This window comes from Paenibacillus sp. 2KB_20, from assembly GCF_052115765.1.
In the GTDB taxonomy this organism is placed as follows: Bacteria; Bacillota; Bacilli; order Paenibacillales; family Paenibacillaceae; genus Paenibacillus_AQ.
In genome coordinates this window covers 1-23,262 of sequence record NZ_JBFRHH010000026.1, presented here as the reverse complement: position 1 = coordinate 23,262, position 23,262 = coordinate 1, and the positions used below count along the sequence as shown (strand labels likewise).

Here is a 23,262-nt window from a genome sequence, read left to right as displayed (position 1 = left end):
GGCTGCCTCATCCTTAGGTCATGGTGGTGACTCTACATGTTTAAGAAAAATTACCGGCAGGACAATGGGGTGGCTTATTTGCTTCTCGCACCCATCGTCATCCTGCTGACGATCTTTGTCATCATACCTTTCTTCTATGCCCTGCGCGTGAGCTTCTATAATTGGAGCTTCTACCAGGATTCCACCTTTGTGGGCTTACAGAACTTCTATATGGTGCTGACCGATGACCTCTTTCTCCAGTCCATCTGGGTAGGGCTCAAGTTTGCCCTTATGGTCGTTCCGACAATGCTGATTCTCTCATTTCTGTTCGCCAACATCATTAAGAACCTGGGCTCCGGCTTTGCAAGCGTTGTGAAGACCTCCGTGTACATCCCAACCATCATTTCCGGGATCGTTGCATCGGTCATCTTCGTCTTTATCTTCGATTATGCAGGCGGCTTGGCCAACTACATCATCGGACTGTTCGGATACGAGCCGAAAGCGTGGCTTGCCGAAGTAGCTACGGCACTGCCCAGCATCGCAGCCCCTGCCGTATGGCTGGGCTTCGGCCTTACAACGCTGATCATGCTGGCAGGTCTCCACGATATTCCGAAAAGCTACTATGAGGCTGCCGAACTGGAAGGAGCGGGCACCTTTGTCCGGATGTGGTATATCACGATTCCGCTCATGCGCAATGTGATCCTGTATCTGCTCGTAACCGGATTTACGGCGCAAATCTCACAGTTCGAGCTGTCCCTCGTGATGACGGGCGGCGGACCGCTTAGCGAGACCACAACGCCGAACCTGTACATCTTGAACCATTTCCGCAACGACGTCATGGTCGGCAACTCGATTGCGGCATCGCTGCTGTTGTTTGTGGTCCTGGGCAGTATCTCGGCCATCATCTTCAGAGTGTTGAATTCGGAAAAAGCGATCGACGGTTAGGGAAGACAGGAGGATAACAAGATGAAAACGTTCAACGGACTTCAAAAAACATTGATGACACTCTTGACCGGCCTGGTGACCATTATGGCTCTGTTCCCGCTGCTGTGGGTCATCCTTGCCGGGTTCAAAGACAAAGCGGAGGTGCTTGCCACTCCGTTCCGATTCTTCCCGAAGAAATGGATGGTTCAGAATTATATGGACATTCTGGGCGATTCGGCCTTTATTCAAACGATGCTGGTTACATTCGGGGGCGCCGTTCTTTTTGCATCGCTAAGCTTGGCCGTTAACGCTACTGCGGCTTACGTCTTCTCCAGGCTGGAATTCCGGTTCAAGACATTTCTGTGGGTTTACGTCATCATCACCATGTTCATTCCCGGCATGGCGATCCTGCTGACCTCCTTTATCGTGGTGAATGAGATGGGCATGCTCGACACCCTTGCGGTGCTCGTATTGCCCGGGATTGCTTCCGCGGGACATATGTTCTTCATCCGCCAATTCTATCTGAATATTCCAATGGCGCTGGAAGAGGCGGCATTGATCGATGGAGCGGGCAGGATCAAGATTTTTACGCATATTTTCATTCCAATGTCGTTCCCGGTCTTTGTCATTGTGGGCATTGGCTCCTATTTAGCCTATTGGAACTCCTTCGTATGGCCGACGATGACGATTACCAATCCGGAGCTGTTTCAGATTATGCAGTACTTGTACACCTTCCGTTCCGAGCGTGCAACGGAAATGGGCATGTTGATGGCCGGATCGGCGCTTTCCTGTCTGCCGACCATTATCCTGTTCCTCTTCTTCCAGAAGCACATCATATCAGGAATCAAAATCTCTGGATTAAAATAAACGATCTAAGCCATACAGGTGGAGGTGAAGCATGATTATTCTTGAGAACAGACTCATCCGGCTTGAACTCAGCGAGACGGACGGTACGATTCAAGCTGTTCGCGATAACTTAAGAGGGATCGATTATATCGCGGTTGCGGGCATTACGGATCCCTTTCGCCTTGAGACAGACGCGGGCTTCAGCAGTTCCTTTCAGCGATTCGATTGGGGCAGGAACAAGGCGGCATCCGGGCAGGATCAAGTTCGACTAAGCTGGCACACGCAGGAAGGCATGATCGTAACCTCTTCCTTGACACTCTCGGCGGAGGGGGACGGTATTGAATTCCGATGCGACGCTGAAAACAACTCGGATTGCAGATTGCTTAGTCTGGAATATCCGATTATCCCGAATTTGACCACGATTACGGAGCATGGGGAGGAGGATTATATTGCTCACCCCTTTGCTACCGGATTTGAGGTCAACGACCCGATGAAGGTGTTTGAAATGAATGGGATCGGTTTTCGTTTCATGCCGTACCCGGAAAGCTTCTCGGGGGCGACGATGCAGTTCTTTGCCTATTATGGCAAGGACAGGGGCGGGCTGTATTTCGCGGCCCTGGACGGCGAAGGCCATCCGAAGTGGCTTAATTTCTTCAAGAACGGAAACGGCATGCTGGAAGCTTCGATGATCCATGGCTGCGATGATATGGGTCCCGGTAAAGGGATTCAGCCTCATTACCCGGTGCAGCTGTCGCTTCTGTCAGGAACCGGGTGGTACGAAGCTGCTGATCGATACAAGAGCTGGGCCGTACAGCAGAAATGGTGTTCACGCGGCAAGCTTGCGGGCAGGGCTGAGAAGGAGGGGAGTCAATGGCTGCATGAGGATATGGGGGCAGCTACCTTTGGGATCAATGCGGGATCGGATCGGACCGCATGGATTCAGAAATACCATGAAAGCATCGGAACGCCGATGTTTCACATCCTGGGCCCAGACTGGACGCACCGGCCGCAAACGTTTGGCAGCGGCGTGCCTGGGGGATACGACGATTGGTTTCCGACCCGCTTCAACCCAGAGAACATCGCTCTGATCCGAAAGCTGGGCCACCGCTTCGCTCCTTTCGAGTTCGATTACCTGTATCATTTCGACGGAGCGGACGGCGCACTTGGCAGGGAAGCCGCGCAGAAATTTCCCGATTTGAAAAAAAGCGTGGATGCGTACCGCTTCCCGTTCCTCTGTCCGGCACATCCGTATACTCATGACTTTCATGTGAAACGGGATACGGCGCTGCAGCAGAGTGATGATGTCGATGCGATTTATTATGACATCTCCGCCAACAACATTCTGAAAATCTGCATGGATGAAAGTCATGGTCATCCGGTTGGAGCCGGCATCATGATAGAGGATGCCTACAGGCGGAACTATGCGGATACGAAGGCGGCCATGTGCAAAACTGCAGGCCGTTATATCCCCATGGGCACCGAGATGATCAATGAAACGATGCTGGATCTGATCGACTATTATCAGGCGCGGGCCGGAGGGCAGCCCGCAGCACCGCTTGAAGGCTGGCCAATCCGGGAACTGCTTAAGTCAGGCGAGGCCCGCCTGATCCCGATGTTCACGTACGTATATCATGAGTACGGCGCGCTGAGACTAGATGGCTGGGGCAAGCTGACGGAGGAGATCGGGGAGCTGTACTATTTTACGGTGGCACGCACGTACCTCTGGGGCGGATTGTACGAATTGAATTACGAATACAGCCCAATGGAGGTACTGGATGGCAACGAAAATAAGGCGGAGGAGCATTACTATTCGTTTGATCCGCGCGGGTATTCCTTCTCCACGAACAGGGCAGATTACTTGGCCCTGTATGCACGACTACGGACCGGAGCAGCGAAGGCGTATTGGTCATATGGGACCATGGTTCGGCCGCTCTCCTTCGACAGCCCTCAGACTTCCATGAAATGGTTTCATTATAACCATGGTAAGGAAACACCGGAGTATAACAATGAGGGGGAACTTTTGACTGACTCCGTCATCCACGCGGCATGGCTAAACGCTCAGGGGCATGTCGGTTTATTCTTTGCGAATGTGACTGAAGAGGAGCAAACGATTCGTGTGGATTTTCGTCCGGAAGACTACGGGAAAACGGCAGTAAACGGACGGCTGTTCACGCTAGCGGGTGAGCAGGCCGTTAATTGCGGTCCACAGCAAGATGCTCAGCGCTTGCTAACGCTTCCTCCCCGAAGCATGGCAATGCTGGAATTGACTTAGCCATGTATTCGAGAACATAAATAGCACCGCTGCTTGAGGCCGATGATGTGAAGGAGGGTGTCCGTGATGTTTATGAAAAAGATGACGACAGGTGTTCTCGCCGTGTCCATAATATTCGCTTCCGCGTGGGCAGGCAGCGCCGAAGCGCTGACGCCGGAAGGCACGAAGATGATCGCCCGGGTAACGGGTGCAACGCCTGCCGGAGAGACCATGCCGAATCCGAATCAAACCAACGTAAACTACAATGTCGGCGGGACGGATTTGGGCATCGTGTGGGATAAGGGAGGCGGCGAATATTTCATTGCTTTCGGCGATACCAACGACACGGCAGGCAACTGGAACCGGAGCAATTTGCTGGCGATCTCATCAGATGCGAATCTGGAGGATGGACTTACGTTCTCAACAATGATTCAGAGCAAGCCCGGCCACGCCAAAGAGATTCTCCCCTCCAAAAAAATCAACAATGATGAGATGACAGTCATCCCGACGGCAGGCGTAACCGTCGGCAACAGGCATTATATCCATTATATGTCCGTGAATCACTGGGGACCAGCAGGGCGATGGTATACGAATTACTCCGGCATCGCTTACTCGGATGACAACGGGCAGAACTGGACCAAGAGTCCGTCCGCCCGCTGGTACAACAACACGTCAACCTGGAACAATCCTTTTCAAATGGCGGCATTCCTTAAGGACAGCGGATTCGTCTATATGTATGCTACGCCAAATGGCCGCTTCGGGGACGTATATCTTGCACGGGTACCGGAGAATGCGCTGCTGAATATCGGGGATTATCGTTATTGGGACGGTAACGGCTGGTCGGCCGCACAGGCTGCGGCCCAGCCAGTGGCGATCGGGGTGGCGGGCGAGATGTCCGTTGCTTACAACGCCCACTTCAAACGGTATATCATGACCTATCTGAACGAAGACCGGCAGGCGATCGTCATGCGGGATGCGGCAACGCCGATCGGCCCATGGAGCGGGGAAAAAATTCTGGTGCCTGGAGATTTTACGGGCCTTGGTCAGTACAATGCGTATATGCATCCGCTGTCCAATAACGGGCCTGAGATGTATTTTATCATGTCGACCTGGTACCCGGATTACAATACTCATCTAATGAAGACCACGCTGGCCCCTGACATGCTCGGCGACAATCTCATCTCGGACCCAGGCTTCGAAACGCAGATAAAAACGCCGGTCATGGCTCCATGGTATGTTACGGGCGAGGGCGGCTTGGACCGCAAGCTCGGAAATGCCCGAACCGGTGAGAATAATGGCTATGTACGCAATGGCAGCGGATGGAACGCGATCAAGCAGCGGGTCGTGGTGCAGCCGTACACCAATTACACGCTGAAAGGCTGGGTTCGTACATCGAGCAACAATACGGAAGGTTACTTCGGGATAAGGGAGCCTGTAGATGGTGCCGTCGCTAAGGAAACCGCTTCAGCGTGGTTAAGAATTAATGATGAGCCCATGGCAGAAAACCGGGGAGAAAGGAGGAACTTATGAGACGATTACCGGAGTTATTTGTAAAGCAGTGGGGTTACGACCATATTCGGCAAGCGGCTCCGAAGGTAAGTCTGCATCAGCTGGATGAGGACACGATTCATTGCATACTGACATTTGAGCTGGATCAGGAGATTCAACAGGATGACTGGCAGATGCGCTTGGAACCGGCATTCCTGCCTCATTTTCACTGGGCGCCTCATGTAACACCGACATCCCGGCATGTGATGGACCAACACTGCTTTCGATCGCCCGCGCTCATCGTTCATGACGATACAAGGACGCTCATGCTCATACCGGATCTGGATCTGATCACGAAGGATGCGGACGCTCGTTGGTACATGGACCTGGATGCTCCTAATAACCTGCTTGTCTTGGGAATGAGCCGAACTCGGGTGAGCGACCATGTGCTGTTTGAGAAGGTGAATGGGGCTTCATACCCGCCAGGAACGATACGAATCGGCTTCTTTCTTAAAATGGTGGAGGCTGATCAAGCCGTATTCAATCCCTGGCGGCTGGTACTGCAGTTTTTATGGGACAGGTGGGGGCGTACGCAATTCCGTCACAGTATCTATGAAGAGGTCCATCTTGACCACTATGTAAAGCATGCCTATGAGTGGGCTTTTCGTCACTGGAAAGACACGGTATGGCAGGAGTTCGAATGGGACGGACGGAACGTAGGGGCTGCGGTATTCATTGCCGATGTGAGTCAAAGCCCGAATTATCCGGGCGTGCCAAACGAGCGGGAGAGCCGATCCGTCTGGAATCAGGCATGGTTCAGCTCCCTTCGCTCGGCACAAGGCATCTGTCGTTACGGTCGGGAACAATGCGATTCGGAGTTAGTTCGGAAAGCTCTGCTCATGAAAGAGCTTGCTCTCGCTGCTCCGCAGCGCGGCGGGTTCTTTCCCGCCGTCATTGCAACGGAGATGAAGCGGGTAGTGGTAGATGGACAGGAGGTTAACCGTTCCGGGAACTGGGCGTCTGCCTTCTGGGGAAATTCCAATCGCAATCCGGCTGATCCATGGGGTTCGATTGCGGATGCCCCTTATCACGTGCTGGATATGAGCTGGACGGCGCTGCTCATGCTTCGCTGGTTTGATGAGCTAGAGCCGGATCCAAGGCTGCTGGAATATGCCGTGCGCTATGCAGATACGCTTGTGCCCCTCCAAGACGCGAAAGGCTATTTTCCGGCCTGGCTCAATCAGGATACGTTAGTTCCGCTGGATATTCTTCGAGAGTCCCCGGAAACTTCGCTATCCGTCACTTTTTTGCTGAAGCTGCATGAATTGCGCCCGGATTCCAAATACAAGGAAGCGGCACAGCGGGCGCTGGAGGTTGTGATGAAGGAGATCGTGCCGACCGGCAGGTGGGAGGATTTCGAGACCTATTGGTCCTGCTGCGGTTATGGTCGTGAAGAGCTTCCAGGCAACAAGGTGGCTAGGAATAATATGTTCAAGCAATGCAATTTCTCCATGTTTTGGACGGCAGAAGCGTTATACCATATGTATAAAATGAGCGGCAATCCTGCCTATTTGAACGTTGGCCAATGTGTGCTGGATGAAATGCTGATGACGCAGGCTTCCTGGCAGCCTCCCTACCTGTATGTTGACGTATTGGGCGGATTCGGCGTCATGAACTGTGATGGGGAGTGGAATGATGCGCGGCAAAGCTTGTTTGCCGAGTTGATCCTGCAATATGGGATGGAACTGGATCTGCCCGAATATATTGAGCGCGGGATCGCCGCTTTGCAGGCCTCGTTCGTCATGATGTATTGTCCCGAGAATGAAAAAACAAAACAGCAGTGGGAGCGGGCGTATCCTTTCTTTAACGAGAAGGATTACGGCTTCATGATGGAGAATTACGGTCATGATGGTGTTGTGGACGAGGAGGGACGAGGCATGGGGACATTCACCATCTTCGATTGGGGGAACGGTGCGGCCGCTGAAGCTTACCTGCGAATTAAGGATCACCTGGGTCAAACGTTGAAAGAACGGTACGGATACGATATCACATACTAAAGGAGCGATAACAGATGACGAACTTTAATGGGCTCAACATGCACCTCGGAAATTTATCCCGGCTGTCCAATGCGCAGACAAGATCCATCAGCGCGGAGAATTTTACCGGTGACAAAGGAAAGGGCGGCATGGCCACCGACGGCACGGGCGCAGCGGCTTCCAGGGACTTGGGCGTGGGCTGGAAGGTCTCTCCTTCCGTGGAGATTTTACCGGGAGAAACGTTTACGATGGGTGACATTCAGGGTCCCGGGGCGATTCAGCATATCTGGCTTACCTGCCATCCGACGCTGTGGCGCAATCTGATTATCCGCATGTATTGGGACGATGAGAAGTCCCCTTCGGTTGAGGTACCCGTCGGTGATTTGTTCTGTAACGGATGGGGGGAGCGCAGCGATGTCAACTCGATTCCGGTTGCCGTGAATCCGGCCGGCGGCATGAACAGCTACTGGCAGATGCCTTTCCGCAAGCATGCCCGATTGACGATGGAGAACCGTGCGCCGGAAAAGGCAGTCCTTTACTATCAAATTGACTATACGCTGACGAACATCCCGGAAGATGAGGCTTATTTTCACGCGCAGTGGCGGAGAACGAATCCCGTTCCTTATAAAGAGGTTTATACCATTCTGGATGGCGTAACTGGACACGGGCACTATGTAGGGACTTACCTCGCTTGGCAGGTGAATAATAACGGCTGGTGGGGCGAAGGCGAGATCAAGTTCTATATGGACGGGGATCAGGATTATCCGACCCTATGCGGTACGGGAACGGAAGATTATTTTGGCGGAGCCTGGAATTGGGAGCAGCCGATTGGTACCTATCGAACCTACTCGACGCCATATCTGGGGATGCACCAAGTGCTGAAGCCGGACGGTTTGTATCGAAGTCAACAGCGTTTTGGCATGTATCGATGGCATGTCATGGATCCAATCCGCTTTCAAAGCGATCTTCGCGTGACCATTCAGGATCTCGGCTGGAGGTCCGGAGGAAGGTATCTTCCGCAGCAGAGCGATATTGCATCGACGGCATTCTGGTATCAGGCCGAGCCCCATGCGCCATTCCCGGAGCTTCCGGATAATGATGAGCGGGAGGTTATATAAAGGAGGAGCTATTGCTTACCTGGCGGTAAGGTGATAGTGTGAATCCATGGAGCCTTTTGCGGGAGCATATGGCGTTTCCATGGTTGTTAATGGAGGATAGGATGGACAAACATACGATTTATACGATTGCTGAACGGGTAGGCGTATCCCCTTCTACGGTGTCCAGAGCCTTGTCGGGACGAGGTTATTGCAGTCCCAAGACGAAGAGCAAAATTCTGGAAGCTGCCAAAGAAATGAACTATGCGCCCGATCATGCAGCGAAAATGCTGAAAATGAGACAAACCAACAAAATCATTTTTGCCGTGCCAGATATATGCAACCCTTTCTACTTCGATATGATCAACGGAATCAATCAGGTGCTGGAAGAGCATGATTACCTGATGATTCTGTTCTACACCAAGCACAGGCTCCAGGAGGAGATGAAGGCGATTCAGACCCTGCGGGAAAATGTGGCCGACGGCATGATCATGGTGTCCTTTCATTTCGGTGAAGAGAATATCGGGGCCATCAATGCACTGCAAGCACCGGTCGTGCTCACGAATAAATATGTCTCGCCGGAAGGGAATGACCGCTTCGACTATGTGTATGTGGACACATATGACGGGATCAAGCAAAGCACGGAGCATCTGATCCGTCAAGGCCTGCGCAGCATCGCCTATCTCGGCGGCAATCTGAGCGAGCAGACCGGCCACGAGCGGTTCTGCGGGTATCGGGATGCCATGCTGAATGCCGGAATGCCCTTGATCCCGCGTTTTATCGCTGAATCCGATTACACCGAAAGCGGCGGTCATGCAATGGCGAAGGCGTGGCTGGAAGGGCCCGACCATCCGGAGGGCATTGTTGCCGCGAACGATTTAATGGCGATCGGGGTCATGAAGGCCTGCGAGGAAGCCGGTCTGCGCATTCCCCATGACGTTGCCGTTGTGGGCATGGATAATCTGGACCTTGCCTCCCGCGTATATCCCAAGCTGACGTCCGTTGCCTTGCAGCAGGAGGAAATCGGCCGCAAGGCAGCACAAATCCTGATGGATCGCATGTTGGGAATTCCGAGGGAAGAGCGGGCCGTGAAATTGATGCCGCAGATGGTCGTGCGGGATTCCAGTGTAAGGGTTTGAAGAAAGAATAGAGTGTAATGAGAATGGTCATGCGCACAATAACGGTTACCATTCCCCTGAACGCTCAGTCATTAGCTGATATGAAATTTAACTGAACATAGTGATGAACCGTCCCTCGCAGTGAAGCTGCGCAGCGGACGGTTTTTTGTGCTGCAACGACCTACTTTGGTACGAACGGGTATGAGTAACAAAATGTATTAAGAGTAATTAATATTACGCTATGAAGTAATTAATTATTGACTCTAAGAGTAATTTAAAATACCTTATAAAGTAACAGGGTGAATATGAGACATGAAATGACCACTCTGAAGATGGCTGTGAAGGGAGAAAGATAGATGTCACAGGTTCATATGCTGCACCCGGATATTCATACGCTTCATGGATTTTTTAGCAGGGAACTGGAGCCCGCCCTATACATTCAGTCTGGGGATACTGTCGTGTATCAAACCTTGGATGCGGGTTGGGGGCTCGAGAAACGCACAGCCCCGGGCGCGGCGAGAACGAAGTTTACGGAGCGCAAGCCGGAGCGGCAGGAGGAGCATTTTGGGCATGCGTTATTGGGTCCCGTCCATATTCAAGGGGCTAAACCCGGACTTACATTGGAGATTCAGATCAACGAAGTAATTCCCGGATCGTGGGGGTGGACCTCTGCCGGAGGTTTTCCGAGTTATTGGAACGAGAAGCTGGGCATGACCGACACCAAGGAAGTGACGCTGGATTTTGAATTGGATGCCAGGACAATGACAGGCAGGAGTCAGTTCGGAGATTTCAAACACAGCATCGGCCTGAAACCGTTTATGGGGGTTATGGGCATGCCGCCGAAGGAAAAAGGCAAGCATACGACTTTTGTGCCGCGCCCATATGGAGGCAATCTCGATTGCAAAGAGTTGACAGCTGGCAGCACGTTGTACCTGCCGATTCCTGTGGATGGCGGGCTGTTCTCAACAGGGGATGGACATGCGGCTCAGGGCGACGGCGAAGTTAGCGGTCCCGCCCTGGAATGCCCCATGGATAAGGTATGTCTAACTTTTCATGTCCGTGACGACATGCCCATAACGATGCCCAGAGCCAAGACGAGTACCGGGTGGCTTACGATGGGGTTCCACGAGGATCTGGACGAAGCCATGTGGATGGCCTTAAGCGGGATGCTTGATCTCATGACCGAGCTTTACTCTATTTCAAGAACGGAGGCGTACGCCTACGCCACCTTGACGGTGGATCTGCGGGTAACCCAGATCGTGAACATCCTTAAGGGCGTGCACGCATTTTTACCTTTTGGGGCGTTGAGGTGAAAGGAAGTTAAGGGGGATGGCTCAGACGGATGAAAAAAAGGAGATAACTCTATAATCAAACTTCATAAATAAATGTCCATTTTTAAGGAGGTCTAATGTATGCAGTTATACGAGACAATGGTCAATAACCAAGGGGTATATATTCATGTGACGGAGGTACATCGGGAGCTTAGGAATGAAAAGAACTCATTGGTCATCATCCCGGGACTGTCCGAGTCGGCTGAGGATTACATCGCCATAATGGAAAAGCTGACGCCCAGACATATCGTTGTCATCACACTTCGCGGCCGGGGACGAAGTGATTCGCCTGTCTCGGGATATGCACTCGAAGACCATATCAGCGACATTGATGCGGCTATTTGTCATCTTGAACTTGAGCAATTCGTACTCATGGGATACTCCCGAGGGGTGTCCTATCAGTTAGGCTACGCGGTTCAGAATCCGGAACGCATTCAAGGCCTGATCATCGGAGACTATCCCGCGGTTCATACCCAGCTGCCAGCGGGATGGGTGGAATTCTTCGCTTCGCTACCGCCTTGGAGAGGAAAGAAGCTGTCCGACCGTATGAAAACATCGGCTTTACAGGCGCTGCAACAGGAATCGGCTAAGGTCGAATTGTGGAACGACTTAACCCGATTGACTTGCCCAGTCCTTATTATCCGTGGCGTAAAACCACATCCCGGGTTATCATTAGAAGCAGTGGAACAATATAAGGTGTCGCTGCCTCAGGCAAGCATCGTGGCGTTCGAGGAGCATGATCATAATATTTTTGAACCGGATGTGGATGTGTTTGTCCGCACCGCAGACTCTTTTCTGAAAGAGATTAGTAAGAACCATCAATCTATCACTAAAAAGGGTGTACGCACTTGGACAATCTGAAGCTGAATGTATCACTGTTACGACAAAGGGTTCCGAACCTGACCAGCGCAGCCAAATCCGTGGGATTACGGCCGGCCACAGTCTCCAACCTATGCACAGGAAAAATTCCCGTTGGTCGGGCGGAAGTCCGCACCATTGCTGCATTGGCATCTCTGGCAAAATGCAGTTTGGATGAACTGATCCTGCGCGGGGAAAGCGTGGAGATGATCGAAACGGGCATTAAGCCCCTTGATCTATTTGCTCCTCTGGCCAAAGGCGGTACCGTCGGGCTGGTCGCCCGTCCCGGAATGGGCCAATTGGTGCTGCTTGGTGAATTGTTTCATCTCTTCAAGCAGGAAGGGTATATGACGATTCTGCTGAAGCCGGAAGGCGAATATCCCGAGCTGCAGGATATGCTGAATGACGTAGAACGGGTTGCCAATTCAATAGAAGAAACCTATTCCATTGTGACGAATGCAAATACCAATAAAGAGATTGTGTTTGCAGCGGACCGGGAGCATGTCTTGACCGGCAAAATCTACGACCTCCAGGAACGTCTTCAACAAGAGGGTTTGAGGCAGGTCACGACTTTTCTTGTGGACCTTAAAGGTGCGGTTGTCGATGAAGACATGCCTTACGGTCCGCTGGAGACGCTGTGGTATTTCGATGCCGATCTGGCGGCCAGACATATGTTTCCTGCCGTGAACCCGTTATATTCTACATCTTCCGTATCGGAAGGCGTTCACCTGGATCAGGCTCACTTATCGGTCCAACAGCGGGCCCAGAAGCTGCTGCGCCGTTATCGCGAGCTGCGTTCGCTGGTTCAAGTGCGAGGATTGCAGGCCATTCCGGCACCCGAGACGGAGGTTTATGAGCGTGGAGCACGGCTTGAGGCTTATCTTACGCAGCCTTTTTACGTTGCCGAGGCTTACACCGGGTTATCTGGCGAGCGGGTGCATTTGCAGGATACGCTGCATGATGTTCAAGCTATTTTGAACGGCAGCATGGATCATCGTTCGGTGGAGAGTTTATCCTGGATCGGATCGATAAAATAGCGGTGTAATCATCAAAAGTCGAATTCTCGTAGTTTGTTTATCGGGAATATCGGCTTTTTTACATGATTCCGCATAATATAATCCGTATGTCCCATAGCTGATAAGCAAAGGCCAGTATATAATATGTGCTAGTTTGTATCGTGCGGATGGCAGGAAGGTTGCACTGGACAACTGAAATGCCATGCTTGTACGGATACGAGACCATACATAAAGGAGAAATGGATATGAAGAGAAAAGGTTGGCTTATCGCTTTTGCAGCGGCATTATTGTTAACACTTATCGTAGTACCGGTTCAGCAGTCTTTTAGTGCAGAGGGCAATCCGACGGCAACTGCCATTACACAGAGTGCTCTGAACGATCAGTTCCACTTGGATCATGTCGTTAAGATTTACGTGCCTTCAACGGTGAAGGGAGATATTCCGATTACGGATGCAGCTCATCAGAAGTTTGTTGACCAAACACTGACAAAGCTGTCCGGCTGGTTTGGCGGGGCAACGGCGATTCCGGGTGAAGGGGCATGGGTGGACAATAACAAAACCCTGATCAAGGAAAAAGTAACGATCGTGTACGCGTTTGCCGAGAAGCTTGACAAGGACTCGCTTAATCAAGTGGTGGATTATGCGAAGAAGCTTAAAGACGATTTGTCGCAATCCGCGATCTCACTCGAGGTTGACGGTAAACTGTACTTCATCGAATAGTTGATTCTCGGATCAAAGGGTTTGCTAAATAGGGGAGGTCTCCCTGCTGTCAGTGATTGGCAGAAGAGGGAGACGTCCTCTTTATTATGTTTGAACTTTAATAAAGAAACCTCCACAGATAAAATGTGGCGTAGGATTCCCAGTTCGCCCATGCTGCCGACAGCTCCAGTATTTCCTTCTTCGTCGGTTTGACCTCCAAGCCCAGCAGATGTTTGATGGCGTTGTGCAGACCCACATCATCGATGGGAAAAGCGGCCGGCATTCGCAAACAGCGCATCAACACATAATTGGCCGTCCATGGTCCGATCCCGCGAATGCTGACCAGTTGTTTCTCCGCTTGTTTCAAGCTGCCTGCTTCAAGCAGCTGCTCCTTGGTCAATTTTCCTTCTACCATAAGCTGGGCCACTCCGATAAGATACTCGCCTTTTTTCACGGTCATCCGAAGCCCGTCCAAGTCTTCAACACGTAGCGGTGCAATGTCCTCAGGTCTTGGAAAAATCCAATAAACCTCTCCTTCACACTCCACGCGGCGGCCGAAGGCTTCTACGAAACGTCTTTTTAACGTATAGGCGTAGGCCAGGTTAATCTGCTGCCCCAGAATGCCCCAGCACAAAGCCTCGAACAGATCGGGAATACCCATATTGCGAAGCCCGTAGAAGGATTGAACGGCTTGACTGAGTAATGGATCTGCTTCCGCCATCGTATAGAACGGTACGAGATCGGTATTCAGATCGAACCAGTCCCGAACATAACCCGCTACTTCCGCCCGCTTGCAGGGATCGGAGGGGGCGGTATTCCCCAAAAACCGAACAAGGATCGCCTGTTCTTGAGGCTCCGCACTGACTTCAATCACAGCGATGTCACCATCAAGCGGGATAGCCCGGTAGATGCTGTCATTCCGGATATGAAAAAGACATTCGTTCGGCGATCTTTGCAAATAATTGAGGTTCTCCGTAAAACTGAACTCCTTCGGTACGAACAGCCTTATGGCTTCGGCATGATCTTCCCAGCTGTCCCGGGGGAGATGATTCTCCATAGTATAGGGCTTATCGTCATGTATCTGGTTTCGCTTCTGCATCTTCATCGTTTCCTTTCGCTCCTGAACTCTTCCATACTAGTTGTACCATAAATGCAGACCGTATAATTTTGTTATCTTGCTCTTCTATTCCAAAAAGCGTACAACAGGATTATCCTGTGGTTATAATGTTAGCGGAGGTGAGGAAACGTGGCAAACCGAATACAACCGACCGAAGCCCAGTGGCAGGCCATTATCAACAACGACAAGGACAGTGACGGCAAGTTTTTCTATGCGGTGCAGACAACAAAGATCTTCTGCAGGCCATCCTGTAAATCCAGACCCCCGAAGTTTGAAAATGTGCGCGTGTTTCAATCGGCAGATGAAGCGAAAGCTGAGCGTTTCCGGCCATGCAAAAGGTGCAAGCCGACGGGAGAACGTCTGCCGGACCACGAATGGATTGAACTCGTCACCGAGTATATCGATACACACTACATGGATCATTTATCACTTGATGTATTGGCCGATGTGAGCCACGGCAGTCCGTACCATCTGCACCGGATATTTAAGCGTGTCAAAGGTCAGACCCCGATGGAATACATTCAGGATTACCGGATCGGCAAGGCCAAGGAGCTCCTGACGAATTCCAGCTTGGCGATCTCGGATATCGGCCATAAAGTGGGCATGGAGAACACAGCTTATTTTATCACGTTGTTTAAGAAGAAAACGGGGATGACCCCCCTTAACTATCGCGGGCAATATTTAAAAAATACGAGTGCGGAGGTGCACGATCATGAAATCCAATCATTCGATTACCATTAACTGGACTCAACTGCGCCATGATAACTGGAGTGTATACATCGCGGCCACGGAGCAGGGATTATGCTTCGTCGGATCACAGGATAAGCCTTTAACAGAGTTGGAGGACTGGGTACAAGCAAAATTCCCTGGCTGTGAAATCGTGCAGAATGATGAAGCTATGCAGCCATATGCCGCCGAGATGATGGAGTATTTTCAGGGGAAACGCGATCGGTTTGAGTTGGCTTTGGATTACAAAGGGACCGCTTTTCAGATGGCGGTATGGAATGCGCTATGCCAGATCCCATATGGGCAGACTTTTACGTATTCTGACATCGCCAACCAGATCGGAAAGCCGGCAGCAGTTCGAGCTGTAGGAGCGGCTATTGGGGCTAATCCGCTGCTGATAACAGTTCCTTGTCATCGGGTAATTGGCAAAAGCGGCGCATTGACGGGGTATCGCGGGGGGCTTGCCATGAAGACCCGGCTGCTGGAGCTTGAGGGTGAGCGAGCCAGGATGAGGGAGACGTTGAATTATGCCTAATTCATTGCCGCAACGCATAGCAGGGCTTGATTGGACGAGGATACAAGGAGCTTTGGATGAACAGGGATATGCTGTCCTACCAAAGCTGCTGCTATCTGAAGAGTGTACAGAGATTATCAACACCTATTCGGAAGAGGATCGGTTTCGAAGCACGATCAATATGGCTAGGCACCGGTTTGGGCTCGGAGAGTACAAGTATTATCAAGCTCCGCTGCCAGAATCGCTGCAGCAGCTTCGGGAAGGCTTCTATCCAGAGCTTGCGCTGACGGCTAACCGCTGGTTGACGCAGCTTGGACATGAGGAGAGGTATCCGGCGAGCTTGGATGAGTTTCTTGGCATGTGCCATGCTCAGGGGCAAAAGCGTTCGACGCCGTTGATTTTGAAATATGAAGAGGGCGGCTATAATTGCTTGCATCAGGATTTGTACGGAGATGAATTTTTTCCGTTTCAAGTGGTGTTTGTTCTGAATGAGAAGGAAGTCGATTACATGGGAGGAGAATTTCTGCTCATCGAGCAGCGGCCGCGGGCACAGAGCCGGGGGCATGTAATCACCTTGGAACAAGGTGCGGGGTTAATCTTTCCGACCAACCATCGTCCCGTTCAGGGAACGCGGGGGTATTACCGGACCACGCTCCGGCATGGTGTCAGCACGATTACGTCGGGTACCAGATACAGCCTCGGGATTATTTTTCATGATGCAAAGTAGAGGGGCGCGTGTGTTTACTCATTCATTATGAGTTGTGAGGAGAGAAATAGTATAATAGAAGAAAGTGTAGAAATGGGGTGTCCGAGGTGAAACAAGAAGTGCTCTATAAAACGCCGAAGACCCTGCTCAATAAAGGAACGGGATTCCTGAATGGATATAGCCATACATTGAACCCGTATACGGGCTGCACCTTCGCTTGTTCTTACTGCTATGTCCGGCAAATGCCGGTATCGATATTCCGCAATCAGGAATGGGGGAGCTGGGTTGACGTTAAACTCGAATCTGCTGCCATCCTGCGTAAAGAACTGAAGCGTGCCAAGTCCAAGGGACCCGTCACGATTTTCATGTCTTCCAGCACCGATCCTTACCAGCCGGTTGAGGCCAAGGAAGAAGTGACTCGCGCATTGCTTGAGGTGATGGTCAGCGAACCGCCGGATTTTCTGCTCGTACAGACGCGCAGTCCGTTGGTCCAGCGGGATATTGATCTGCTGCAGCAGTTAGGAGAACGCGCGCGGGTAAGCATGACGGTCGAGACGGACCGTGATGAGATGCGCAAGCATTTTACGCCATCAGCCCCGCCGATCCAAGCGAGACTGAAAGCCCTGGCACTCCTGAGAGACGCAGGAATTCCCGTTCAAGCAGCGATTGCACCCGTGCTTCCGAGCACGGAGGCTTTCCCACAGATCCTGCGGCCGCTTGTGAATCGCGTGTGCATCGACGATTATTTTATGGGGGATGGCAGTGGCGGGAAACGTACAAAAAGACTGCCTGTTCAGGCTTTGTACGAGGAGCTTGGGGAGCACGAGTGGTACGATCCAGCTGCTTATCAGGTGGTCTATGACCGATTTAGCAGGGAGTTTCCGGAGGAGCAGTTGTTTGTGAGTCAGAAGGGTTTTGAACCGTAAGGTTTAGGTTGTAAAGTTTAGAAGGTGATCCGTGATCCATGGATTAGATAGATTATGATAGGTTTAGGCCAGGACCAGGAGTTCGTTTCTGGTCTTTTTTTGTCATGTCTCGTGATAGATGATTATGGTATGATAGGCGAAAATAACCAGTCAGACGGTAGAGGAGCGAATGCACAATGAAGATGGGTTTGACGTTATGAGATTATCGGATAAAGAGGAGATATTGAATACATAGATGGAGTAGCTGAGAGTACGAAATTACCTGATCAATCCGTTTACTTTTGCGAAGAAGTTATATCGATGAGGTGAATTATGAAAGATGTAAATTATAAGATGTGGACTCTATGTATGGTGCAAGATGAGGATAGGGTTTTAATGCTTAATAGAACCCATGATAATTTTAAGGGATATATTGCTCCTGGAGGTAAATTGGAATTTCCTGAAAGTCCAATTGAAGGTGCGATCAGAGAAGTAAAAGAAGAAACAGGACTTATTGTTAAAAATCTGAGGTTTAAAGGGATCTATGAGTATGTAAATGAAGAAGCCAATGATAGACACATTATTTTAAATTACTTAACAAACGATTTTTCTGGAGAATTATTGTCGGATTTCACAGAAGGTATACCAGAGTGGGTGAAGATTTCAGATTTAGAACATTTACCTATGCAACAATCTATCAGAAGAAGAATGCCCTACTTTTTCCAAGATGGGACATTCGAAATTCATGTGGTTTGGGAAGATGGAGAGAAAGAAGTACATATAAGGGAAACATGATTTAACGGTATTTTGGAGATGGCAATTACATCAACTCACTTGACATTCCTACTGCGAGGCATTCGCCCCTTGGTCGACGGAGATGGTTCGAGGAATAGGATTCAGGCGATACATTGATGTCATGATTATAACGAGTGGATAAAACACACAAAACGGTGATGTTACCTCCCTATTAATTGAAAGGATTATCAAGGTGGAGAATCTAATAATAGAACCCTACAAACCCGAAAGGGATATATCCGCTATCCAAGCCATGTTGTTTGGGGATGAATACTTTAAGGAAAAGTTTCTGGAGACCGAAATCAATTTTCCTGAAGGTATATTTGTTGCTTGTTACAACAATGTGACCGTGGGATTTCTCTCTTTTAGCGGTTTTAAGGGGAGAGGAACCGAGATGACAATTTTTGTAAGGAAGGAATATAGAGGAAAAGGCATCGGTAGCAAGCTTATTGAAAGCGCAGAACAATTACTTAATCAATACGAGGCAGTAGAACGTTCGATTGGTGCATGTATGGACGGCGATCGGTCTTCTCTGCAATTTGTATGTAAGAACGGTTACCATATACTTCATTCTTCTTATATCATGGTGCGTGAAGGAAAAATTCTTCCTGAAAGTCATTTTCCTATCAGGCAGTATGAAGATGATGATTATCCTGTGTGGCATGTTATTCGCGAAATGGCTTTTTACAAAATGCGTGAACGAGTTGGTATTCTCCCATCGTATTATATTGCACCTTCAGAATGGGAACGGAATAATTTTTTGAAAGATAGAAACAACAGATTTGTAATGGATATCGATGGTGAAATAGCGGCATGTGGAGTTATTGACGGCTGTGAGCTGCGTCAGGTGGCAGTTCGGCCAGATTTGCAATCTCGTGGATACGGTAAAGCCTTCGTTTCATTTCTTTTGAATGAGATGATGCATCGTGGCGAAAAGATCGTTAAGCTTGAGGTAGTCAAAGGCAATCCTGCGAAAACGCTGTACGAGAGTCTCGGCTTCAAGGAAAAATCCTTGTACCATATCGTAACTAAATACTATAGACCGGACAGCCGATTGAGTAGACCGCCCGACGAGATGTATTAGCAGCATTTCGAAGAAGCGGACTCAGCAACCATATTCAACTCCCTAACCGCAGTTGCGACTCCCCCCTTTTGGGCTTAGTGGAGTTGAATGTCGGGAACACCAAACGTTATGTGAACCAGCGTGATTTTAAAAAACTAAAAAGATGATCCATGGAGGTTCTCCATGTTAACAACAAAACGATGTTTACTTTCTATAATTCAAGAAAGTGATTATGAAAATGTAAAGAGATTATACATAAATGAGCATGTTCGATCTTACCTTGGCGGAACAACTGATGATGAACAATCCCTGAGAATCAAATATCTCGAAATCATTAATAAATCTAATGAGGATAGTTCAAGTTATTGGATTGTGAGAATGTCAGAAAGCAAAGAATTTATCGGCTTGATATCTTTGGATGAATATTACGATGGTGAAACCATTGAAGTGTCGTATCAGTGCCTTCCAGAATACTGGGGAGTTGGTCTTGCAACAGAGGTTATTAGTAGATTAATTGAATATGCTTTTAATGAACTAGGACGTTATGCGAAGCCCTTTCAAATCTGAGTAAACGTAAACTATCTAAGGAGATACTTGGGATTATGATTATTAAAATGACACATGAAAATATAGAGGATTTTAATAAGGCTAATGAAGAATTGACTGTATTCGGAAGGATAATTCCTAAATACGAAGACGATATTTGGACTTACACGGAAGAACTATTCTCTGAACAATATACTAAGGGATATGACAATGAAGACATCGACGTAAGTTATATAGATAACGATAAAAAAGCTGTCTACTTTTATTATGTTGACAATAATTGTGTAGGCCAAATACAACTTAGTACTTATTGGAATGGCTATGCTTTATTAGAAGATATCGCTTTTGCAAAGAATTGGAGAAACAAAGGTATTGGGAAATTACTACTAGAGAAAGCAATTGAATGGGCAAAGGAGAATAAACTTATCGGTCTTATGCTCGAAACTCAAGATGTTAATATTTCAGCATGTAGGTTTTACTCCAAGAACAATTTTATTATCGGTGGAGTTGATAATATGCTTTATTCAAAATTTCCGACAGCTAATGAAAAAGCAGTATTCTGGTATAACAAATTTGAAGATGGATAAAGGTTGAAGCAGTTTGGAAGATGGGCAAAGGAATCGCATAACAATGCGTTTACGCAGCGGGCAGGCTGACGCCCGTGGGTGGGCTGCTGGAGAGATTTCGAGGAAGAGGTTTCTTGCAGACCGTTATATGAGAGATCTGTAATACAATTAAGCGAGGATACTATGTGGCGAAGCCACTTAGTCGCTGTGCTCCCTTAAGCCACTCGGACTCAAGAATACAACAACGTTAGGTGAAACCATGTATAATAAATAGATCAAACCAAAGAAGAGGCGATATTTTGCTTGTTATCCGATCAACAAAGAATTTGTTAAGGGATATGAAAATCGATAAAACCATAACCACAATTGACATAGCTGATCCGTTCTTTAGTTGGCATGCTAATCTCGTTTTTGTGAACAAACGGAAGCATATAGTTTTAATAAATGATCTGTCGAGATTGAGTTTGACTTTAGCAGGAATTAGAAGTACCCAATACAAAAACCTGGAGAATATATTCAAGGAACAATTAAAGAATTATCTAATATCTGAAAACATTAACAATTCAACAATTAATGAATACCTAAACGAGTGTAATGAAGCTGTTTATACAACAACTAACAATAGGAGTGTTCTCGGAACACTGAATGATATTGTTCTAATCATGCAGGAAGTAGGAAAGGAATTTGATAATTATTATGATTTAAATAGATGGAATAATGATAGAGTTTACAAATCGATAGATCTAAATAATCAACGAGAATATCTTAGACCTATAGATTTATTTAATAAGGAATTAGAAAAACGATACATAGGATTATTTGACAGTTAATGAATCAAGGTTAATAAAATCGTTAACATTACGTTCCCGAGCGGGGCAAATAGCTCCCCGGTCCTGTATGCCTTATGGAGATATCGCAACCTTAGTACCTGAACCCTAAACAAAAGGAGAAAAAAATGAACAACATTAAAAGCTTTCTGAGAGATGTAAGAGATAATAATTATAAGGTTCCTGAGGGAACAGATATTGATCAAGTAGTTCAAGAAATGATTCAACACATTGGGTCGATCGATGAGGAATTAAGGGATCAGCTCATTTATGGAACTTTAAGTAAATGGATAATGACTCAAGAACTAAGTATAGAAACAGTAAGAAAAGTATTATACGTTACCTTAGATGATGATCATTTATTCTATGGAATTGGGGATAACGATCAAGATACCGTATTTACGCGTTCTTTTTCAGTATTGTTCATACCACTTGCTTTACATTACAACGATATCTCCAATTATTTAACTGAAACGGACTATGAATATATTTACTCTAGAGTGACTTTATATTTTGAACTTGAAAAGGATTTTAGAGGATATGTATTAGACAAGGGATGGGCACATTCGATTGCACATGCGGCTGATGCTTTAGATTCAATCGTCGCCTCGTCCTATTATTCTCATAAACAGATATTGTTTATTTTAGAATTGATAGGGGAAAAGGCTTGTGTTAATAACTATTATTTTACAAACGGTGAAGATGAAAGGATAGCCGAAGTCGTTCTTCAAATTGTAAAACGTAATACTCTAAAGAAAGATATTATAATTAATTGGGTGCAACAACTTGGAGGCTTTGAAAGATTGGGAATATATCCTCAAGATGAGATTATAAGAGGAAATACCAAAAACCTTTTACGAAGTGTCTATTTTAAATTACTGGATATTAGTGGATCTGAAGTTATAACAGATGAAATAATAAAAACATTAAAACAGCTTTAAAAAACAAATCTATTTCTAACTAAATTGAAGAAGTTCCGAACATCCGATAACAATATATTCACGCTGCGAGTAGTTGGTTAAAGAATCTCACAGAAGTTGCGTACGTCATACAACATACAAAAATACCTTAGATCATAATTAAATCAATCGATTAAGGAGAGACTTTTATGAATCCACCCAAGCATATTGTTTCGGCAGCTGCCATTGTAATAAATGAAAAAAACGAATTGTTGCTTATTAAAGGACCAAGAAGAGGCTGGGAGATGCCTGGTGGTCAAGTTGAAGTAGGAGAATCTTTAAGTCACGCAGCCATAAGAGAAACCAAAGAGGAGTCAGGGATAGACATAGAAATTATCAAATTCTGTGGAATATTTCAGAACGTAGGAAATTCAATTTGCAATACACTATTTTTAGCGAAGCCTATAGGTGGAGAATTAATACAATCATCAGAGAGCTTGGAGTCAGGCTTTTTTCCAATAGAAGAAGCACTGAAAAAAGTTGAATGGAAAGATTTTAGACAAAGAATTGAGTGCTGTTTAAGCCCAGAAACGCAACCGTTTTGTATTGAATTTAATGACGAGAAGAATATATGAGAGTATAGAGTAGATAAAGACGCTGCATACATCATCTAACCATATGCTCACGCTGCAGGACGTTCTGCACTCAGTCTGTTCGAGGCATTAAAATCTTTAGTAGTACTTGAAATGCACAATTTCTATGTTATGATGATCAACAATAAGAGCGGATCTCTACTGAGATCTGCTCTTATATTTATGGCTTTAGCCAGTTGAGTGCGTGAAACGCGCGAAACAAAAAACCACCCGCTATGCGGGTGGAGGGATTGAGGGTTTGACCACTAAGACCATTCCGATAAACTTGAGATGTTCAGGCTCAAAGAAAGGAATGGTCTTAGATGG

Annotated in this window: 23 protein-coding genes; 22 read left to right on the top strand and 1 reads right to left on the bottom strand. The window is 48.0% G+C overall.

From position 1 onward, the window contains the following. Positions 1-36 precede the first annotated feature (36 nt). The 11 genes from AB4124_RS33310 (at position 37) to AB4124_RS33260 (ending at position 13,660) form a co-directional block, all read left to right on the top strand. Positions 37-924, top strand: a complete 888-nt coding sequence (locus AB4124_RS33310; protein ID WP_076321888.1) for a carbohydrate ABC transporter permease — start codon at positions 37-39, stop codon at positions 922-924. A 21-nt stretch (positions 925-945) separates the two neighbouring features. Next, positions 946-1,770, top strand: coding sequence for a carbohydrate ABC transporter permease (locus AB4124_RS33305; protein ID WP_076321887.1), 825 nt, complete (start codon positions 946-948; stop codon positions 1,768-1,770). A 31-nt stretch (positions 1,771-1,801) separates the two neighbouring features. Beyond that, positions 1,802-4,021, top strand: a complete 2,220-nt coding sequence (locus AB4124_RS33300) for a DUF6259 domain-containing protein (protein ID WP_441975379.1) — start codon at positions 1,802-1,804, stop codon at positions 4,019-4,021. Positions 4,022-4,087: 66 nt separating this feature from the next. Beyond that, on the top strand, positions 4,088-5,530 hold the full coding sequence (locus AB4124_RS33295; RefSeq protein WP_441975396.1) for a DUF4185 domain-containing protein: 1,443 nt from the start codon (positions 4,088-4,090) through the stop codon (positions 5,528-5,530). Next, positions 5,527-7,545, top strand: coding sequence for a hypothetical protein (locus AB4124_RS33290; protein ID WP_441975378.1), 2,019 nt, complete (start codon positions 5,527-5,529; stop codon positions 7,543-7,545). Before AB4124_RS33295 ends, AB4124_RS33290 begins: the two co-directional genes overlap by 4 nt. 14 nt (positions 7,546-7,559) lie before the next feature. Then, a complete protein-coding gene (locus tag AB4124_RS33285) occupies positions 7,560-8,642 on the top strand; it encodes a glycoside hydrolase family 172 protein (RefSeq protein ID WP_441975377.1) in 1,083 nt (360 codons plus the stop codon). A gap of 101 nt (positions 8,643-8,743) precedes the next feature. Further along, positions 8,744-9,757, top strand: a complete 1,014-nt coding sequence (locus AB4124_RS33280) for a LacI family DNA-binding transcriptional regulator (protein ID WP_441975376.1) — start codon at positions 8,744-8,746, stop codon at positions 9,755-9,757. Between the two features lie 335 nt (positions 9,758-10,092). Then, the gene (locus AB4124_RS33275; RefSeq protein WP_441975375.1) at positions 10,093-11,049 is read left to right on the top strand and encodes an acetamidase/formamidase family protein; all 957 of its coding nucleotides are present in this window, start codon (positions 10,093-10,095) and stop codon (positions 11,047-11,049) included. A gap of 99 nt (positions 11,050-11,148) precedes the next feature. Next, on the top strand, positions 11,149-11,928 hold the full coding sequence (locus AB4124_RS33270) for an alpha/beta fold hydrolase (protein ID WP_441975374.1): 780 nt from the start codon (positions 11,149-11,151) through the stop codon (positions 11,926-11,928). After that, a complete protein-coding gene (locus tag AB4124_RS33265; RefSeq protein WP_441975373.1) occupies positions 11,916-12,962 on the top strand; it encodes an ATP synthase beta subunit C-terminal domain-containing protein in 1,047 nt (348 codons plus the stop codon). Before AB4124_RS33270 ends, AB4124_RS33265 begins: the two co-directional genes overlap by 13 nt. A 224-nt stretch (positions 12,963-13,186) precedes the next feature. Next, positions 13,187-13,660, top strand: coding sequence for a DUF3574 domain-containing protein (locus tag AB4124_RS33260; protein WP_071220445.1), 474 nt, complete (start codon positions 13,187-13,189; stop codon positions 13,658-13,660). Between the two features lie 97 nt (positions 13,661-13,757). Here the strand turns inward: AB4124_RS33260 and AB4124_RS33255 are convergent, their stop codons facing one another. Continuing rightward, positions 13,758-14,744 (bottom strand): DNA-3-methyladenine glycosylase family protein, encoded by a 987-nt coding sequence (locus tag AB4124_RS33255; RefSeq protein ID WP_441975372.1) that lies wholly within the window; start codon positions 14,742-14,744, stop codon positions 13,758-13,760. 141 nt (positions 14,745-14,885) lie between these two features. Here AB4124_RS33255 and AB4124_RS33250 point away from each other — a divergent pair, with 141 nt between their 5' ends. From AB4124_RS33250 to AB4124_RS33200, 11 genes are all read left to right on the top strand, one after another. After that, positions 14,886-15,497: a bifunctional transcriptional activator/DNA repair enzyme AdaA gene (locus tag AB4124_RS33250; RefSeq protein WP_441975371.1), complete on the top strand. Its 612-nt coding sequence runs from the start codon at positions 14,886-14,888 to the stop codon at positions 15,495-15,497. Beyond that, positions 15,469-16,017, top strand: coding sequence for a methylated-DNA--[protein]-cysteine S-methyltransferase (locus tag AB4124_RS33245; RefSeq protein WP_441975370.1), 549 nt, complete (start codon positions 15,469-15,471; stop codon positions 16,015-16,017). The genes AB4124_RS33250 and AB4124_RS33245 overlap by 29 nt, the downstream gene beginning before the upstream one ends. Next, on the top strand, positions 16,010-16,723 hold the full coding sequence (locus AB4124_RS33240) for a 2OG-Fe(II) oxygenase (RefSeq protein WP_441975369.1): 714 nt from the start codon (positions 16,010-16,012) through the stop codon (positions 16,721-16,723). Before AB4124_RS33245 ends, AB4124_RS33240 begins: the two co-directional genes overlap by 8 nt. An 86-nt stretch (positions 16,724-16,809) precedes the next feature. Then, on the top strand, positions 16,810-17,628 hold the full coding sequence (locus AB4124_RS33235) for an SPL family radical SAM protein (RefSeq protein ID WP_441975368.1): 819 nt from the start codon (positions 16,810-16,812) through the stop codon (positions 17,626-17,628). A gap of 312 nt (positions 17,629-17,940) precedes the next feature. After that, positions 17,941-18,402 (top strand): 8-oxo-dGTP diphosphatase, encoded by a 462-nt coding sequence (locus tag AB4124_RS33230; protein WP_379413610.1) that lies wholly within the window; start codon positions 17,941-17,943, stop codon positions 18,400-18,402. A 193-nt stretch (positions 18,403-18,595) separates the two neighbouring features. Further along, positions 18,596-19,486 (top strand): GNAT family N-acetyltransferase, encoded by an 891-nt coding sequence (locus AB4124_RS33225; protein ID WP_441975367.1) that lies wholly within the window; start codon positions 18,596-18,598, stop codon positions 19,484-19,486. 162 nt (positions 19,487-19,648) lie between these two features. After that, entirely contained in the window at positions 19,649-20,032 is a 384-nt protein-coding gene (locus AB4124_RS33220) for a GNAT family N-acetyltransferase (protein WP_441975366.1), read from the top strand. Positions 20,033-20,067: 35 nt separating this feature from the next. Then, a complete protein-coding gene (locus AB4124_RS33215) occupies positions 20,068-20,598 on the top strand; it encodes a GNAT family N-acetyltransferase (RefSeq protein ID WP_441975365.1) in 531 nt (176 codons plus the stop codon). A gap of 278 nt (positions 20,599-20,876) precedes the next feature. Then, positions 20,877-21,407, top strand: a complete 531-nt coding sequence (locus AB4124_RS33210) for a DUF6933 domain-containing protein (protein WP_076321873.1) — start codon at positions 20,877-20,879, stop codon at positions 21,405-21,407. A 125-nt stretch (positions 21,408-21,532) separates the two neighbouring features. After that, positions 21,533-22,345 (top strand): DUF2785 domain-containing protein, encoded by an 813-nt coding sequence (locus AB4124_RS33205; protein WP_430202813.1) that lies wholly within the window; start codon positions 21,533-21,535, stop codon positions 22,343-22,345. Positions 22,346-22,512: 167 nt separating this feature from the next. Beyond that, a complete protein-coding gene (locus tag AB4124_RS33200) occupies positions 22,513-22,938 on the top strand; it encodes an NUDIX hydrolase (protein WP_430131529.1) in 426 nt (141 codons plus the stop codon). The last annotated feature ends 324 nt before the right edge of the window (positions 22,939-23,262 follow it).